This is a genomic window from Stenotrophomonas sp. Ker107b (assembly GCF_053847245.1).
Genome location: NZ_JBSPHX010000002.1, coordinates 763,642 through 781,856 on the forward strand (window position 1 = coordinate 763,642; position 18,215 = coordinate 781,856).

Below are 18,215 nucleotides of genomic sequence, written 5' to 3' on the forward strand. Positions count from 1 at the left end.
GAACGGACCGACCAGGGCCGTTGGCCGCTTTCGAGGATGAACGCATGGCAGCTAACGGCACGCATCGCAGGGCAGGCAAGGCGTCGGCCAGCATCGCGCATGCGGTGGCCCTGCTGGTGCTGGTGCTGCTGCTGCCGCTGCCGCCGCCGCTGCTGGCGCAGAGCTACCCAAATCCGCTCAACAACACCGCCACGGTCACGGCGCCGACCGACGTGGCCGATCCGATGCCCGGCAACAACAGTGCTACCGATACCAATGCGTTGGCAGTGCAGGCACAGCTCAGTGTGACCAAGACGCTGCTCAGCGCTACGCCGGTGGCCGCGGGCGGTGCGGTTCAGTACCGCATCCAGGTCGGCAACGCGGGCCCGTCGGTGGCCTCGGCCGTGGCCGTGGTCGACAACGTCTCGCCGTCGCTGACCAACGTGACCTGGAGCTGCCAGGGCAGCACCGGCGCGTCCGCGTGCGCGCAGGCCAGCGGCACCGGCAATGCGATCAATGTGCAGGTCAACGTGGCCGTGGGCGACAGCGTGGTGCTGCTGGTCAACGGGACTGCACCCACCAGCACCCCGGCCACGGTACCGGCCAACACCGTGTCGCTGGTGCTGCCCTCCGGCACCACCGACCCGACTCCCGGCGACAACAGCGCCTCCACGCCGGCCGTGCCGGTACAGGCCAACGCGCTGGTCGCCACCAACGATACGTTCGCTACCGTGATCTCCTCGGCGACCGGTGGCAGCACGCCGACGGTGCTGACCAACGACACCCTCAACGGCACGCCGGTCAATGGCGCCAATCTGATCATCGCGCTGCAGAACGCACCGGCTGGCTTCACCATCAACAGCGCAGGCGTGATCACGGTGCCTGCCGGTGCGACCGCAGGCGCGACCACGTTGACCTATCAGATCTGCGAAAACGCCTCGCCGACCAACTGCGCCACCGCCACGGCCAGCCTGATCATCAGCCCGACCGCGGTGAACGACAGCTTCAACGCCATCGGTGGCGCGGCGTCGATCAACGGCAACGTGGCCAGCAACGACAATGCGCCGGCCGGTGCAACCTTCAGCGCCATCGGCACGCCGCCGGCCGGCCTCACCATCAACAGCAACGGCAACTTCACCTACGCGCCGGCCGGTGGCATCGCTGCGCCCACCTCGTTCCAGTACCAGGTCTGCCTGCCGGCACCGAATGGCGCCGTGTGCGCCACCGCGACCGCCTCGATCGTGGTCAATGCCAATGCTCTGGTGGCCGCTGACGACACCTTTACCACGCCCCTGCCGTCCGGTGCAGGCGGGCTCACCCCGAGCGTGCTGACCAATGACACCTTCAACGGTGGCGCAGTGCCGCAGGCCCAGGTGACGATGAGCCTGGTGGGTGCGCCGGCCGGGTTTGCCATCACCGGCAACGGGGCCATCCAGGTGCCCGCTACTGCGGCAGCCGGCCCGCTGGCCCTGACCTACCGTTTCTGCGAAAACACACTGCCGGCCAACTGTGCAACGGCCACGGCCAACCTGGTGGTCAGCCCCGACGCGGTCAACGACACGGTGACCACGCCCGGTGGCGGACAACCGGCCACCGGAAGCCTGGCCGGCAATGACAACATCGCCAGCGGGTCGGCCTACACGCTGGGCACCGCACCCACCCGTGGCACCGCGGTGGTCAATGCCGATGGCACCTTCAGTTACACGCCGACCAACGCCAACACCGGACCGGATTCCTTCACCTACCAGGTGTGCTTGCCGGCGCCGAACATCGGCGTGTGCGATACCGCGACGGTCAGCGTGAACGTGCAGGCCAACCAGATCGCTGCGGTCAATGACGTGTTCGCCACGCCGTTGCAGCCGGGGACCACCACCACGATCAGCCTGCTCGGCAACGACTCCCTCAACGGTGCGCCAGTGGTGCCCGCCGCGGTCACCCTGACTCTTACCGGCGCGCCGGCCAACTACGCCGTCAACACGGCAGGGCAGGTATCGGTTCCGGTAGGTGCGGCGGCCGGCGCGGTGAGCTTCAGCTACCAGGTCTGCGAGCTGGCCGCGCCGACCAACTGTGCCACTGCCAATGTGCAGTTGTTGATCGCACCCGATGCGGTCGACGACGCGTTTTCGGCCACGGCGGGCATCGCGCTGACCGGCAATGTGGCCGGCAACGACAACGTGGGCGTGGGTGCGCAGTTCAGCCTGCTGGCCGTGGCCGCGCACGGCACGGTGACGCTCGATGCAGATGGCAGCTTCAGCTACACCGCGCAGTCGGCCTATACCGGGCCGGACACCTTCCGTTACCAGGCGTGCCTGCCCGCACCGAATGCCGGTGTCTGCGATGCGGCCACCGCGACCATCAACGTCAGTCCCGGTGCGATCGCCGCGAATAACGATGATTTCAGTGGCACGCCGTTGACCGGTGCTGGCGGCCTGACCGCCAGCGTGCTGGGCAATGACACGTTCAATGGCGTGGCGATCCTGCCGGCCCAGGCCGCGCTGTCGCTGATCAACGCGCCGGCCGGGTATACGCTCGAGACCAATGGTCAGTTGCAGGTGCCTGCCGGCGCGCCCGCCGGCCCGGTCAGCCTGACCTATCAGCTCTGCCAGGCCGGGACGAGCAACTGCGACGACGCCTCCATCGCGGTGGTGATCGCGCCCGATGCCGTAGCCGACGCCTACACCACGCAGGTCGCCACGCCGCTCAGCGGCAACGTGGCAGTGAACGACAACGTCGCCATCGGCACCACCTATGCGGTATCCGGTGCGAGCCCGGCCGGGCTGGTGTTCAACGGCGATGGAAGCTTCATCTACACCCCGCCGGCCCAGTACACCGGCACCACCACCTTCACTTACCAGGCCTGCCTGGCGGCACCGTTGGCGGGCGTGTGCGATACCGCCACGGTCACCCTCAACGTCAACGCCGGCACGCTGGTCGCCAACGACGATGATTTCCGCAGCGCGATCCTCAATCCCGCCACCGGCGGCACCACCAACAGCGTGCTGGGCAACGACACCATCAACGGTGCGATTCCGCCGGCACCGGCACAGGTGATCCTGAGTCTGATCGGTGCGCCGGCCGGTTACGTGATCAACAGCAACGGCACCCTTTCGATTCCCGGCGGCGCTGCTGCCGGCGCGGTGAACGTCAGCTACCAGCTGTGCGAAGCGGCATTGCCCAGCAATTGCGATACCGGTGCGGTGCAGCTGCTGCTGGCGCCGGTGGCGGTCAACGACACCTTCAGTACACAGGTCGGCGTGGCGCTGAGTGCCAGCGTGGCCGGTAATGACAACGTCCCGGCGAACGCCGGCTTCAGCCTCAGCGGCACGGCACCGGCAGGGCTGGTGTTCAACCCCGATGGCAGCTTCACCTACACCCCGCCGGTGGCAACCCAGGGCGCGGTGACGTTCGCCTACCTGACGTGCCTGCCTGCACCGCATACTGCCGTGTGCTCGGGTGGGACTGCGACGATCAATGTCAACGCCGGTACGCTGGTCGCCAACGACGATGATTTCCGCGCAACGCCGATCGATCCCGCCACGGGTAGCAGCACCGGATCGGTGCTGGGCAATGATGGCCTCAACGGTACGGTACCGCCGGCCGCGGCCGATGTGCTGCTCAGCCTGGTCGGTGCGCCGGCGGGGTACACGCTGTTGGCCGACGGCACACTGACGATCGGCAGTGGCGTGCCGGCCGGTGCGGTGACGCTCACCTATCAGCTGTGCGAAGCAGCGCTGCCCAGCAACTGCGACTCGGCGCAGATCAGCCTGGTGGTGTCCCCGCTCGCCGCCGCCGATGTCTTCTCCACCCCGGTGGGACAGTTGCTGGCAGGCACCGTCGGCAGCAACGACAACGTGCCCCCCGGCGCAGTATTCCGACTCACCGGCACCGTGCCGGACGGACTGCAGTTCGGGACGGACGGCACCTTCCTCTACACCCCGCCGGTGGGCGTCACCGGGCCGGTCGCGTTCACCTACACGGTCTGCCTGCCGGCACCGGACAGCGCGCAGTGCAGCAACGCCAGTGCCACCATCAACGTCAACGCCGGCACCCTGGTCGCGTTGGACGACGACTTCAGCGCCACCCCGCTGGCCCCCGGCAGCGGCAGCGCGACGAGCGTGCTGCTCAACGACAGCCTCAATGGCACCACGCCGCCGACGGCGGGCAGCGTGCTGCTCAGCCTGGTCGGTGCGCCGGCCGGTTACACCCTCGATGCCAACGGCCTGCTGCAGGTGCCCGTCGGCGCCACCGGCGGCGCCACAGTACTGACCTATCAGGTGTGCGAGGCGGTGCTCCCCGGCAACTGCGCGAGCGCGACCATCCGCCTGGTGGTAACCCCGTCGGCCACCAATGACACGTTCTCCACGGCGGCCGGGCAGGCGCTCAACGGCAACGTGGGTGACAACGACAACGTGCCGGCGGGCGCGGTGTTCAGCGTCACCGGCACGGTGCCGACCGGGCTGTCGTTCACCCCCTCGGGCAGCTTCAGCTACGTGCCCCCGGTCGGCGTCGCCACGCCGGTGAACTTCGACTACCAGGTGTGTCTACCGGCGCCGAACGCGGCCCTGTGTGCCACTGCCAGCGCCAGCATCGCCATCACCGTGGGCACCCTGGCCGCCAACGGCGACGATTTCAGCGCCACGCCGATCAATCCGGTCACCGGTGGCAGCACCCCCTCGGTGCTGGCCAACGACGCGCTCAACGGTGCGACACCGCCGGCCGTGGCCGATGTGCAGGTCGCGCTGGTGGGTACGCCGGCCGGGCTGGCGATCACCGCAGAGGGGGCGGTGACGGTGGCGCCGGGAACGCCTGCGGGCGTGAAAAACCTGACGTATCAGCTGTGCGAAGCGGCGGCACCGGCCAACTGCGCCATCGCCTCGGTACGCCTGGTGGTTGCGCCATCGGCAGTGGACGATGCGCTGTCCACCCCCGCCGGGCAGGTACTGAATGGCTCGGTGGCCAGCAACGACAATGCGCCGGCAGGGGCACAGTTCACGGTGCTCAACATCCCGCCGGACAACCTGGTGCTGGCGGCCGATGGTACGTTCAGCTACACGCCGTCGGCCGGTTTCACCGGGGCCATCACCTTCGACTATCGCGTCTGCCTGCCCGCGCCGGATGCCGCGGCATGCGCCACCGCGACCGCGACGATCAACGTCAACAGCGGCACCCTGGTGGCGATCGACGACAGCTTCACCACTCCGCTCGCGCCGGGTGTCGCGTCGCCGTCCGTGTTGACCAACGACACCCTCAATGCCGCCACGCCGCTGCCCGCCGAGGTGGTGCTGTCGCTGATCGGCGCACCGACCGGTTTTGCGATCGCCGCCGATGGCGCGGTCACCGTGGCCGCGGGTGCGCCGGCCGGTGTCACTACGCTGACCTACCAGATCTGCGAAGCGGCCGCGTCGACCAACTGCGCCACCGCCAACATCGCGCTGGTGGTCGCCCCGGCGCCGGCCAACGATGCCTTCACCGTGCAGGCCGGGCAGACGCTCAGCGCCAACGTGGCGGGCAACGACAACATGCCGATCGGTACGCTCTATACGCTGCAGGGCACGCCGCCGGCAGGCGTGACGTTCGCCGCCGATGGCAGCTTCACCTATGCGCCGCCGGCCGGCACCACCAGCCCGGCCAGCTTCGTCTACCAGGCCTGCCTGCCCGCGCCGAACAGCGCCGTATGCGGCACGGCCACAACCACCTTGAACATCAACAACGGACTGCTGGTGCCCGCCGACGACAATTTCGGTGCGATCGCGCCGGGCGCCAGCACGCTGAGCGTGCTGATCAATGACGCGCTCAACGGGGTGACCCCGCCGGCCGCCGCCAGCGTGACGCTGTCGCTGGTCGGCGCGCCCACCGGGTTCACGCTCAATGCCGACGGCACACTGGCGGTGGCCGCGAACGCGCCCACCGGCGCCATCGCGCTGCTCTACCAGATCTGCGAAGTGGCGGCCGCCAACAACTGCGCCACCGCCAACATCGCCGTGGTGGTGCGTCCGGTGCCGCTCGATGACCTGATCGCGGTGCAGTCCGGCCAGCCCAGCACCGGCAACGTGTCGGGCAACGACAACATGCCGGCCGGTTCCAGCTGGAGCGTGGCATCGCCGCCGCAGGGCCTGGTATTCAACAGCAACGGCAGCTTCACCTACACGTCGCCGGCCGGCACCATCGGCCCGGTCACCTTCGACTACCAGGCCTGCCTGCCGGCACCTGACGCAGCCGTATGCGGTACCGCCACGGCGACCTTGAACATCAGCGTCAATGCGGTGGTGGCCAACGACGATACCTTCGCCGCTCCGGTCAGTGTCGGCTCCGCCACGCCCAGCGTGTTGACCAACGATTCGCTCAACGGCGTCACCCCGCCGGCGTCTGCCACCGTGCAGCTGCTGCTGGTCGGTGCGCCGGCCGGCTTTGTGATCAACAACGACGGCACCGTGCAGGTACCGGCCGGCGTCACCGCCGGCGCCACGCTGCTGACCTACCAGGTGTGCGAGGCCGCCTCGCCGACCAACTGCGACACCGCCGCGATCCGCTTCGTGATCACGCCGATGCCGCAGAACGACGCCTTCGCCGTGCAGGCAGGCGACACGATCACCAGCGGCAGCGTTGCCACCAATGACAGCATGCCGGCCGGCTCGAGCTGGGCCGTGCAGGGCACGCCGCCGAACGGGCTGGTGTTCAACACCGACGGCAGCTTCAGTTACACCCCACCGGTGGGGACCGCCGGTGCGGTCACCTTCACCTACCAGGCCTGCCTGCCCGCACCCAATGGCGGGGTATGCGGTCTCGCCACGGCGACCGTCAACGTCAACCTCGGCACGCTGGTTGCTGGCGACGACAGTTTCGTCGGCATTGCGCCGGGGGCAGCCACGCCCAGCGTACTGGCCAACGATGCACTCAACACGGTGAGCCCGCCCGCACCGGGCAGCGTGCAGCTGAGCCTGGTCGGTGCACCTGCCGGGTACGGCATCGCCACCGACGGCACGATCACCGTACCGGTGGGCGTCACCTCCGGCCCGGCCACGCTGACCTACCAGATCTGCGAAAACGCTGCGCCGTCCAACTGTGATACCGCCACGGTCTCGCTGGTGATCGCACCTGCGCCGCAGGACGATGCCTACGCGGTGCAGGTCGGCGGCACGATCAGCAACGGCAATGTCGGCGCCAATGACAGCCTGCCCACCGGGTCCACGTGGGCGGTGCAGGGCACCGCACCGGCCGGCCTGACCTTCAATGCGGACGGCACGTTCACCTATACGCCGCCGCTCGGCACCGCCAGCCCGGTGACGTTCACCTACCAGGCCTGCCTGCCCGCGCCGGATGCCGCGCTGTGCAACACCGCCACCGTCACGCTCAACGTCAACACCGGCACCTTGGTCGCCGTCGACGACACCCTCGGCGGGATCGTCGCCGGCGGCACGTCCAGTACCAGCGTGCTGGCCAACGACGCCCTCAATGCGGTCAGCCCGCCCGCTCCGGGCGACGTACAGCTGAGCCTGGTGGGCGCACCGGCCGGCTTTGCCATCACCACGGCAGGCACCATCAGCGTGGCGACCGGCGTGCTATCGGGCAGCACCACGCTGACCTACCAGATCTGCGAAGCAGCGGCGCCGAGCAACTGCGACACCGCCACCGTCACCGTCATCGTGACCCCGACGCCGCAGGACGATGCGTTCACCGTGCAGGCCGGGCAGTCGCTGAGCAACAGCGTGGCCAGCAATGACAGCATGCCGGCCGGCGCGACGTTCGTGGTGCAGGGCCCGCTGCCTGCCGGCCTGGTCTTCACTGCGGACGGTTCGTTCACCTACACACCGGCGGCCGGCACGCCGAGTCCGGTCACCTTCACCTACCAGGCCTGCCTGCCGGCTCCGACGTCGCTGTGTGCCACGGCCACTGTCACCCTCAACATCGCCAACGGCACGCTGCTCGCCGGCAACGACACGCTGAGTGGCGTGGCGCCGGGCACTACCTCGGCGGCGAGCGTGCTGGCCAACGACAGCCTCAACGGTGTCTCCCCGCCGGCGGCAGCCAGCGTGGTGCTGAGCCTGGTCGGCGCGCCTGCCGGTTTCGCGATCACACCCAGCGGCACGATCAGCGTTGCGACCGGCACCATGGCCGGCCCGACCACGCTGACCTATCAGATCTGCGAAGCCGCCGCGCCGGGCAACTGCGCCACCGCCACGGTGACGGTGATCGTCAGCCCGGCACCGCAGAACGATGCTTTCTCCGTGCAGGCCGGGCAGTCGCTGAGCAACAGTGTGGCGACCAACGACAGCTTGCCGCCGGGGTCCAACTGGGCCGTCCAGGGCATGCCGCCGGCAGGGCTCGCGTTCAACCAGGATGGCAGCTTCACCTATACGCCACCGATGGGCACGCCAAGCCCGGTGACCTTCATCTACCGTGCGTGCCTGCCGGCGCCCAACAACAGCCTGTGCAGCACGGCCACGGTCACCCTCAACGTCAACAACGGCACACTCACCGCAGGCGATGACACGCTCACCGGCGTCGTGCCGGGGGCGACCACGGTCGGCAGCGTGCTGGCCAACGACAGCCTCAACGGCGTCTCGCCACCGTTGCCGGCCGATGTGGTGTTGAGCCTGGTCGGCGCGCCTGGCGGCTTCACCCTCAATCCCGATGGCACGATCAGTGTCGGTACTGGCGTGATGTCCGGGTCTACCAGCATCACCTATCAGATCTGCGAAGCGGCCGCGCCAGCCAACTGCGCTACCGCCAGTGTCACGGTGGTGGTCACGCCCGCACCGCAGAACGATGCATTCGCCGTGCAGGCCGGGCAGACGCTGAGCAATACGGTCGCGGTCAATGACGGCACACCGCCTGGCGCGTTGTTCAGCCTGCAGGGCACGCCGCCGGCGGGCCTGGTCTTCGCGCCCGATGGCACGTTCACCTATACCCCGGCCACCGGTGTGATCGGTCCGGTCAGCGTCACCTACCAGGTGTGCCTGCCCGCACCGAACGGCAGCCTGTGCGGCACTGCGATCGTCACTTTCAACGTCAACAACGGTCTGCTGGTGGCCGGCGATGACACGCTCACCGGCGTGGTGCCGGGCAGCACGTCCAGCGGCAGCGTGCTGAGCAACGACAGTCTCAACGGTGTTTCACCGCCCGCACCGGCGGACGTGGTGCTGAGTCTGGTCGGTGCACCGGCCGGCTTCGGCATCACCGCGGCGGGTACCATCACGGTGGCCAGTGGCACCACGTCCGGCGTCACCACGATCACGTATCAGATCTGCGAAGCAGCGGCCCCGGCCAACTGCGATACCGCCAGCGTGACCGTCGTGGTCAGCCCCGCCCCGCAGAACGACGCGTTCTCGGTCCAGGTCGGGCAGACGCTCAGCAACACCGTGGCCGGCAACGACGCCATGCCGCCGGGTGCTGTCCATACGGTGCAGGGCGCGTCGCCGGCGGGCCTGACCCTGGTCGCCAATGGTGGCTTCACCTATACGCCTCCGGCGGGCACGGTCAGCCCGGTCAGCTTCAGCTACCAGACCTGCCTGCCGGCGCCGTATGCCACGCTCTGCGGCATCGCCTCGGTCACCATCAACATCAACAACGGCACCCTGGTGGCCGGTGATGACGTGCTCACCAATGTTGTCCCGGGCACCTCGTCATCGCTCAGCGTGCTCGACAACGATCAGCTCAACGGTGTCAGCCCACCGCCGGGCAGCGCGGTGCAGCTCAGCCTGATCGGTGCACCGGCCGGCTTCAGCATCAATCCGGATGGCACGATCGCGGTGGCCGTTGGCGCCCTCTCCGGTGCCAGCACGATCACCTACCAGATCTGCGAGGCCGCCGCGCCGACGAACTGCACGACCGCCACCGTCATCGTGGCCGTTACACCGGTCCCGCAGAACGACAGCTTCACCGTGCCTGCCGGTGTGCCGCTCTCGGGCAATGTCAGCCTCAATGACAACGTCGCGCCTGGTGCGGTCCATACCCTGACCAGCGGTGCTCTGCCGGGCCTGGTGTTCAACGCCGATGGCACGTTCACCTACACCGCGCCGGCAGGCGTCACCGGTCCACAGAGCTTCACCTACCGCGTCTGTCTGCCCGCGCCGTACAGCGCGCAGTGTGGCGATGCCACCGTGACGCTCACCCTGACCGCATCGGTCAACGTGGTGCTGGCGGTCAACGATGACTTCACCGGCACGCCGGTGGACCCGGCGGTGGGCGGCACCATCGCCCGCTCGGTGCTGGAGAACGACAGCTTCAACAACGTCTCCCCGCCGCCGGTCGGCAGCGTGGTCGCAAGCCTGACCGGCAGCACGCCCGGTTACACGATGAACAACCAGGGCCAGATCATGGTCGCGGCCGGTGTGCAGCCCGGCCAGGTGCAGCTGGCGTACCAGCTGTGCGAGAACGGCGTGCCGGCCAACTGCACCACCGCGATCGCCACCGTGCGGATACAAGGCCCGGTCGGTGCCCTGCTGGCGGTGGACGACAGCGGCGGCCCGGTCGGTCCGACCGGCGGCGTGCGGCTGCTCAACGTGTTCACCAATGACACGTTCAATTCCGCATCGCTGGATCCCACCCAGGTGAGTTTCGCGCCGGTGGCCACCAACGCACTGAGCTTCAGCGCCGACGGCTGGGTGGATGTCGCCGCCGGGCTGGCCCCGGGCAGCTACAGCACGACCTATACGATCTGCCTGCTCAACCAGCCCACCGTCTGCGACACCGGCAACGTGACCGTCACCGTCATCGCGGGTGAGCCGGGCGTGGATGCCACGGATGATCGCGTTGAGATCCCGCAGGACGGCGTGATCGAAATCGACGTGCTCGGCAACGACCGCGTCAACGGCACGCCGGTCGATCCGGACACGGTCAGCGTGACCATCACCGCAGCGCCGCCCTACGGCACCGCGACGGTGATGCCGCGTGCCCGCATCCGGTTTGCCGCGCTGGCCAATTTCTCCGGCGAACAGAGTTTCGATTACCAGGTCTGCGACGTGGTCGATCCGGCGATGTGTGCCGGTGCGACGGTCACGGTCATGGTCGACCCGAACGTGCTGACCTTGGCCGACGATGCCATGACCGCCGACACCGCCGGGCTGCAGGTGATCGATGTGCTGGCCAATGACAGCGCCCGCACTGCGCCGCTGGATCCGGCCTCGCTGCAGGTTGCGGTGGCACCGGTACACGGCACCGTGGAATGCGGCAACGGCCTGTGCACCTACACGCCGGCGGCGAACTTCGCCGGCACCGACAGCTTCCGCTACCGGGTCTGCGATGTATCCATCCCGACCCCGATGTGCGCCGAGGCCAATGTCGCGGTGACGGTGGCCGGCCAGCAGGCCGTGCTGCGCCTGACCAAGGTGGCCGCCAAGCGCAGCGCGCAGATCGGTGACCTGGTGCGCTACACCGTCACCATCGACAACGTCGGCGAGGTGGATGCCAACGGCGCCACGCTGCTGGATACGCTGCCGCCGGGCTTCACCTTCGTGCGCGGTGGCTTCGCGGTGATCGATGCCGACAACGACGCGCGTACCAGTGGCGTGCAGCCGCTGCGCATCGATGGCATCGATGTGGCGGCGGGTGAGCGGGCGACGGTGGTTTACTACCTGCGTGTCGGTGCGGGTACTGGTACGGGCGTGCATACCAACCGCATCACCGCCATCGACGGCGAGAACCGCACGATCGGCAACGTCGCCTCGGCCGAGGTGGAGATCACCACCGATCCGCTGCTCGATGAAAGCCTGATCGTGGGCAGCGTGTTCGACGACCGCAACGGCAACGGCATCCAGGATGACGGTGAGCGCGGCATTCCCGGCGTGCGCATCGCAGCGGTGGAAGGCCTGCTGATGGAAACCGACGCCTTCGGCCGCTACCACCTGGTCGGGATCCCTGGTGGCGAGGCACGCGGGCGCAACTTCATCCTCAAGGTGGATCCGTCCACGCTGCCGGCCGGTGCGCGCTTCACCACGCCCAATCCGCTGGTCCGCCGCATCACGCCTGGGCTGCCGGCGCGCTTCGACTTCGGCGTGCGGATGCCCGAGGGTGCACTGAGTACGACCGCATCGAATCCGACCGCGCCGACTGCCGCTGCGGCATCGCGCCCGGCGCGGATCGAACTCGGCGAGGCATTGTTCGCCCCCGGCACGGCACGGTTGGATGCTGACCGCGCGCCGGTGATCACAACGGCGGCTCAAGCACTGGTGTCGCGCGGTGGCGGGCGCCTGCAGCTCAGCGCCGCCACCGGGCAGGCACCGCTCGCCCTGCAGCGTGCGCGGGTGCTGCGTGAGGCACTACGACCGCAGCTGCCGGACCCGGTTGCCGCGGCAACCACGATCGAAGTGCTGGGCACCGACGGGCGCGTACTGCATCGCCTGCGTCTCGACGATCCCCCCGAGCCTGACAGTCCCGGTCGCACGATCGGGGAGGGGCGCTGACATGGATATGACCCTCATTCCCAGCCTGATCTCCCGCCGCCTCATCGTCGGCCTGGCCAGCGCGCTGCTGCTGGCACTGCCGGCCGCCGCCCAGCCGGTCACACCGGCGCCGTCCCCCACGCCGATCCGCTGCGAGGCCGACAGCTGCCGCAACGATGACGGGCTGCTGCTGCGCATCCTCGATGACAGCGAGCCGGCGCTGCCGCTACCCGGCCGCGCGGATCTTCCCACGGCCGGTGCGGTGCCCGCATCGCCGGCAGTCACCCCGGATGTCGCCGCGCGTGGGGGCCAGTTCATGGCCGAGCTGCCCAACGGCGGCGTGGTGTGGGCCACCGAAGACCCGACCATGGTGCCGCCCAGCCTGAGCGTGCAGGCGGCCGCCACGGTGCCGTTCGAGAACGGCCGGGTGATCCGCCCGCTGCGCTTCCACAGCTACAACAACTACGCCTCGTTCATCCAGACACTGGAGGTGACGTTGTATCGCGGCACCGACACGGATCTGGTCACGCCGCTGGCCCGCATCGAGCTGCCGGCCGACTATGTCGGCGACGCGGAGTGGAGTGGTGAGTTGCCGCCGCAGATCAAGCTGCGTACCGGCGATGAGCTGATCTACGTGGCGCGCGCCTACGGCGCCGGCGGTGCGTTCGATGAAACCCGCCTCCAGCGCATCCAACTGGTGACCCCGGCCGATTTCGACCGTGGCCTGCAGATCACCCGCGAGAGCGTGCAGAAGACACTTGGCCAGGCGTTGGATGGCGACAGCGCGCAGGACCTGCAGCTCAGCAACAGCATCTATGGGCAGAGCATGCTCCGCCTGCAGAACATCCCCATCCACGGGTCGCGCGTGCGCCTGTATGGCCGCAATCTGGAACCCAACAGCCGCGTGCGCATCAACGGCCAGGATTTCCCGGTCGATCTGGAGCAGAAGTTCGCCGCCGAGTTCCTCGAGCCGGTGGGCGAGCATCGTTACGACGTCAGTGTCGAATCACGCGATGCGCCCTCCGCCCAGCGTCAGCTGGAGGTGGATGTCACCGGCCGCTACCTGTTCCTGGTCGCCATCGCCGATGTCACCGTCTCCAAGAACAGCGCCAGCGGCAATCTGCAGCCGCTCGCCGCCGATGATCGTGACGATGACAGTTTCCTCAGCGAAGGCCGGCTGGCGTTCTACCTGAAGGGCAAGCTGCGCGGAAAGTACCTGGTCACTGCACAGGCCGACACCCAGGACCGCGAGCTGAAGTATCTGTTCCGCGATTTCACCCAGGCCGACGCGCAGGACGTGTTCCGCCGCCTGGATCCGGACCTGTATTACCCGGTGTATGGCGATGACTCCACCACGTATCGCGACGTGGATACGCAGGGGCGGTTGTACCTGCGCGTGGACTGGGACCAGAGCCAGGCCGTGTGGGGCAACTACGCCACCGGCATCACCGGCACCGAGTACGGCCAGTACGTGCGCTCGCTCTACGGCGGTGCGTTGAACTGGCGCTCGCTGGAGGCCACGCCGCTGGGCGAGGCGCGTTCGCAGGTGAAGGTGTTCGGCTCCGAGGCGCAGTCCGCGCCGGGCCACAGTGAATTCCTCGGCACCGGCGGCAGCCTGTATTACCTGCGCCATACCGACGTGTTGCCCGGCTCGGAGCAGGTGGTGCTGGAAGTGCGCGATCGCACCACCGGCCGCACCGAAACGCGCGCCACGCTGCAGGAAGGCGTGGACTACGAGATCGACAATCTTCAGGGCCGGCTGATCCTGACCCGTCCGCTGGCGCAGCTGACCCGCGAGAACGTCCGCAGCATCACCCGTGACATGCCGCTCGATGGCTACGACCAGCTGCTGCTGGTGGATTACGAATACGTGCCGCTGGGCTTCAGCAGCAATGACGTGACCTACGGCGCGCGTGGCCGGCAGTGGATTGGCGACCACGTGGCGATCGGCGGCACCTGGATCGACGAGAACCGCAGCGGCGAGAACTACAGCCTGAAAGGCGCTGACCTCACGTTGCAGGCCGGGCGTGGCACCTATCTGAAGATGGAACAGACCCGCACCGAAGCCACCGCCGCCCCGGTGTTCTATTCGGACAACGGCGGCCTGAGTTTCATCCGCCGCAACCCATACGAAGGCCGGCGTTCGGGCACTGCCAGCGCCGTGGAAGCGCGGGCCAACCTGCGTGAGCTGGGCTGGACCACGCAGGACTGGAGCCTGGGCGCATGGTGGCGCGACGTGGACGCCGGCTTCTCGGTCGCGCGCCAGGACACCGGCCTGCCGATCCAGGAATACGGTGCGGAGTTCCTTGGCTATCTCAACGACGATTTCAGTCTGTATGGCCGACACACCCGCACCGAACAGGGCGAACTTGCCCTGGAGCAGAGCCAGCTGACCGCCGAATGGCGGCTGGGCAACGACGGCCAGCTGACCGGTGAACTGCGCCGCGTGCGCGAGGAGCAGGAACTGCAGAGCGTGGATGCGCTGCTCGCTGCGATCGGCTACCGCCAGCGCTTCGGCGCGTCGTGGGAGGTGTACGGCACCGGCCAGGTCACGCTGGACGATGATGGCGGTGCCTATGAGAAGAATGACCTGCTGACCCTCGGCGCGCGGTACCTGTTCGGTGATCGCAGCAGTGTCGGTGCGGAAGTCAGTGGTGGCAGCCGCGGTCATGGTGCCAAGGTCGACGGTGAGTACCGCATGGCACCGGATCACAGCCTCTACGGCAGTTACAGCTACAGCACCGACCGCACCGGCACCGATCCGCTGTTCGATACCGGCCTGCAGAGTGGCTGGACGCTGGGCCAGCGCTGGCAGCTGAGCAACCAGGTCAACGTCTACAACGAGAGCCAGTATCTGAAGGATCGCCGCCAGGACAGCGCCGGCCTCGTGCATACCTTCGGCATGGATTTCTATCCCGCGCAGGGCTGGAACCTGGGCTTCACGATCATGGACGGCGAGCTGGATTCCACCGTGGGCCGCGTCGACCGCCGTGCCTACAGCGTGAGCGGCGGGCGCACCGATGCGGTGGCGCAGTGGAACAGCAAGCTGGAGTACCGCCGCGACAGTGGCGCCGAGCAGCGCGAGCAGTGGGTGACCACCAACCGTCTGCTGTACAAGCTCAACGATGACTGGCGTTTCGCGTTGCGCGCCAACTACGCCGATACCGAAGACCGCATCGATCGCCTGGCCGACGCCAAGCTGGTGGAGACCAACATGGGCTTCGCCTGGCGCCCGCACGACAACACGCGCTGGGCCGGCTTCGGCAAGTTCACCTACCTCTACGACGTGGCCTCGCTTGGGCAGGAGGGCGGCAACCTGTACGACCAGCGTTCGCAGATCCTTTCGCTTGAAGGCATCCGCCAGCTGGGCGCGCGCTGGGAAGTGGCCGGCAAGCTGGCCTCGCGCTGGGGTGACTACCGCACCGGGCGCGGTGAGGGGGCCTGGTTGGACAGCCGTGCCGACTTCGCTGCCTTGCAGCTGCGCTATCGCCTGTTCGCGAAGTGGGAAGGCCTGGCCGAGCACCGGTGGTTGAAGGTGCGCGACGGCGGCGTGCGCAAAGGTTGGCTGGTGGGCGTGGACCGCCGGGTGGGGGAGAACTTCAAGGTCGGGGTGGGCTACAACTTCACTGAGTTCAGCGATGACATGACCGAGCTGAAGTACGACCAGAAGGGGTTCTTCTTGAACATGGCAGGGTATTACTAGGTTTCGGTGGGCTCCGGCCTGCCACGCATGGCGTGGAATGGGCTCCGGTGAGTTCGCGCTGCCACGCATGGCGTGGCACTACCGGGGATGGCGGTGTTGGCTGTCGTCTTCGGTGGGGCATGAGGGTAGAGCCAGGCCATGCCTGGCTGAACTGCCGACAACCTTTCCGGGATGAATGGGCGCTTCCGGCAGCCTGTTCAGCCAGAAAACACGCGCCAGCGCCCAATTCATCCGTCTATCCTGTTGATTTCATGGGGTTTGATGGTTTGTTTTCAGCCTCTCGCCACTGTCATCATTTCGCGGTACGTTAGGGGTGTCTTCGGTGCCAGCGTCCCATGAACAGAACGCTGGAACTTCTTTCCCCTTTAGCAGTCCAATTCCGGGACTGCTAAGATGAGTGCTATGAGCCAGAACACCTCTACTGCCCTTGTGGCAAACAATCTCCCGATTCCCAGTGCGCTCGGTTCGCTGGACGCCTACATCGGTGCCGTGCACCAGATCCCGGTGCTGTCGGTCGATGACGAGCAGGATCTGGCCCGCCGCTTCCGCGACGAGCTGGATCTGGACGCCGCGCGCGAACTGGTCCATTCCCACCTGCGCTTCGTGGTGCATGTCGCCCGCGGCTACAACGGCTACGGCCTGGCGCTGGGCGACCTGATCCAGGAAGGCAACATCGGCCTGATGAAGGCGGTGAAGCGCTTCGACCCGGACATGGGCGTTCGCCTGGTGTCGTTCGCGGTGCACTGGATCCGTGCGGAAATGCACGAGTTCATCCTCAAGAACTGGCGCATCGTCAAGGTCGCCACGACCAAGGCGCAGCGCAAGCTGTTCTTCAACCTGCGCAAGTCCAAGACCCGTCTGGGCTGGATGAACGCGGCCGAAGTCAGCGCGGTGGCCAAGGACCTGAACGTGTCCGAGCGCGAAGTGCTCGAGATGGAGTCGCGCCTGTCCGGTCGCGATATCGGTTTCGATCTCTCCAGCGATGACGATGACGATCATGCGCCGCCGTCGCCGGCGGCCTATCTGCGGGCCAACGAAGAAGATCCTTCGATGGCGTATGAGCGGATGGACAGCGAAGACAATCAGCTGCAGCTGCTGCGCGAAGGCATGGCCGAATTGGATGCGCGTTCGCGCGACATCATCCGCCGTCGCTGGTTGGACGCGGACAGCAAGGTGACGCTGCAGGAGCTGGCCGATGAGTACGGCGTGTCCGCCGAACGCATCCGCCAGGTCGAGGCGAACGCCCTGAAGAAGATGAAGGCGTTGTTTACTGCGTGATGCAGTGATGCGCTGGAAGGATGATGAGGCCCGGCACTGCCGGGCCTTTTCTTTTCCGGCAGGGCTACACCGGTGTCTGTCCGCTGATCTTTCCGACAGCGGGGCACGCCACCTGCTGATGTTCACGCCGTACCACTCAGTGGCACGGTATGATCATGCAACGTGTCTTCCGAACCCGGGGTTTCAACCGCAGCCTGCGAAGGTCCGCGCTCGGCGACGAAGCCCTGTGCCGCGCGGTGGAAGAGATGCGGCGAGGCCTGGTGGATGCTGACCTCGGCGGTGGCATCTTCAAGAAGCGGGTTAGGTTGCCCGGCCGCGGGAAGCGCGGGAGTGTCCGGACCATCATCGCTGCCCCGCGGGGCAGCAGTTGGTTCTTCCTTTTCGGCTATGAGAAGAACGAGCGCGCGACAATCAGCGGTACGGAACGGGATGCGCTCCAGTTGTATGCCTCGGAATTTCTGGGAATGAGCTCGACACAATTGGATCGCGCCGTGAAGTGCGGCGACCTGCAGGAGATATGTCATGACAAAGACACTTGAGCCGCGGCGCCCGAAGAGCCGGCTTCTGGAGGCCGTGCACGATGCTGCGGTCCACCTGCATGCGCATGGCGTCATCGATAAGCGTCGATTGATCTGCTACGACGCCCTGTGCCTGGAGCCGGTGCCCACGTACAGCAGCGCCCAGATCCGTGCACTTCGCACATCGCTTGCGCTCAGCCAGCCGGTATTCGCAGGCGTGCTGAACACCAGTGTTTCAACAGTGCGCAGTTGGGAGCAGGGCGACAAGAAGCCCAGTGGGCCATCGCTGAAACTGTTGAACCTGATCGACCGGAAAGGGCTCGACGCCGTTCTCTAGAACAAAGGCCCGGCAATGCC

At 67.4% G+C, this 18,215-nt stretch carries 5 protein-coding genes; all 5 read left to right on the forward strand.

From position 1 onward, the window contains the following. The first annotated feature begins 44 nt into the window (after positions 1 to 44). Positions 45 to 12,380: an Ig-like domain-containing protein gene (locus ACWV8V_RS13330; RefSeq protein WP_455899936.1), complete on the forward strand. Its 12,336-nt coding sequence runs from the start codon at positions 45 to 47 to the stop codon at positions 12,378 to 12,380. A 1-nt stretch (position 12,381) separates the two neighbouring features. Continuing rightward, the gene (locus ACWV8V_RS13335; protein WP_455899937.1) at positions 12,382 to 16,062 is read left to right on the forward strand and encodes a hypothetical protein; all 3,681 of its coding nucleotides are present in this window, start codon (positions 12,382 to 12,384) and stop codon (positions 16,060 to 16,062) included. 402 nt (positions 16,063 to 16,464) lie between these two features. Further along, positions 16,465 to 17,340, forward strand: a complete 876-nt coding sequence (rpoH, locus tag ACWV8V_RS13340; protein ID WP_019183519.1) for an RNA polymerase sigma factor RpoH — start codon at positions 16,465 to 16,467, stop codon at positions 17,338 to 17,340. Between the two features lie 155 nt (positions 17,341 to 17,495). Continuing rightward, complete coding sequence (locus ACWV8V_RS13345) at positions 17,496 to 17,879, forward strand: type II toxin-antitoxin system RelE/ParE family toxin (RefSeq protein ID WP_310443172.1); 384 nt, start codon at positions 17,496 to 17,498, stop codon at positions 17,877 to 17,879. Beyond that, a complete protein-coding gene (locus ACWV8V_RS13350; protein ID WP_123729996.1) occupies positions 17,863 to 18,195 on the forward strand; it encodes a helix-turn-helix domain-containing protein in 333 nt (110 codons plus the stop codon). Before ACWV8V_RS13345 ends, ACWV8V_RS13350 begins: the two co-directional genes overlap by 17 nt. Positions 18,196 to 18,215: the final 20 nt, after the last annotated feature.

Coding starts and splice junctions, on each gene's coding strand:
- ACWV8V_RS13345 (WP_310443172.1), top strand. CDS start 17,496: ATGCAACGTGTCTTCCGAACCCGGGGTTTCAACCGCAGCCTGCGAAGG.
- ACWV8V_RS13350 (WP_123729996.1), top strand. CDS start 17,863: ATGACAAAGACACTTGAGCCGCGGCGCCCGAAGAGCCGGCTTCTGGAG.
- rpoH (WP_019183519.1), top strand. CDS start 16,465: ATGAGCCAGAACACCTCTACTGCCCTTGTGGCAAACAATCTCCCGATT.
- ACWV8V_RS13335 (WP_455899937.1), top strand. CDS start 12,382: ATGGATATGACCCTCATTCCCAGCCTGATCTCCCGCCGCCTCATCGTC.
- ACWV8V_RS13330 (WP_455899936.1), top strand. CDS start 45: ATGGCAGCTAACGGCACGCATCGCAGGGCAGGCAAGGCGTCGGCCAGC.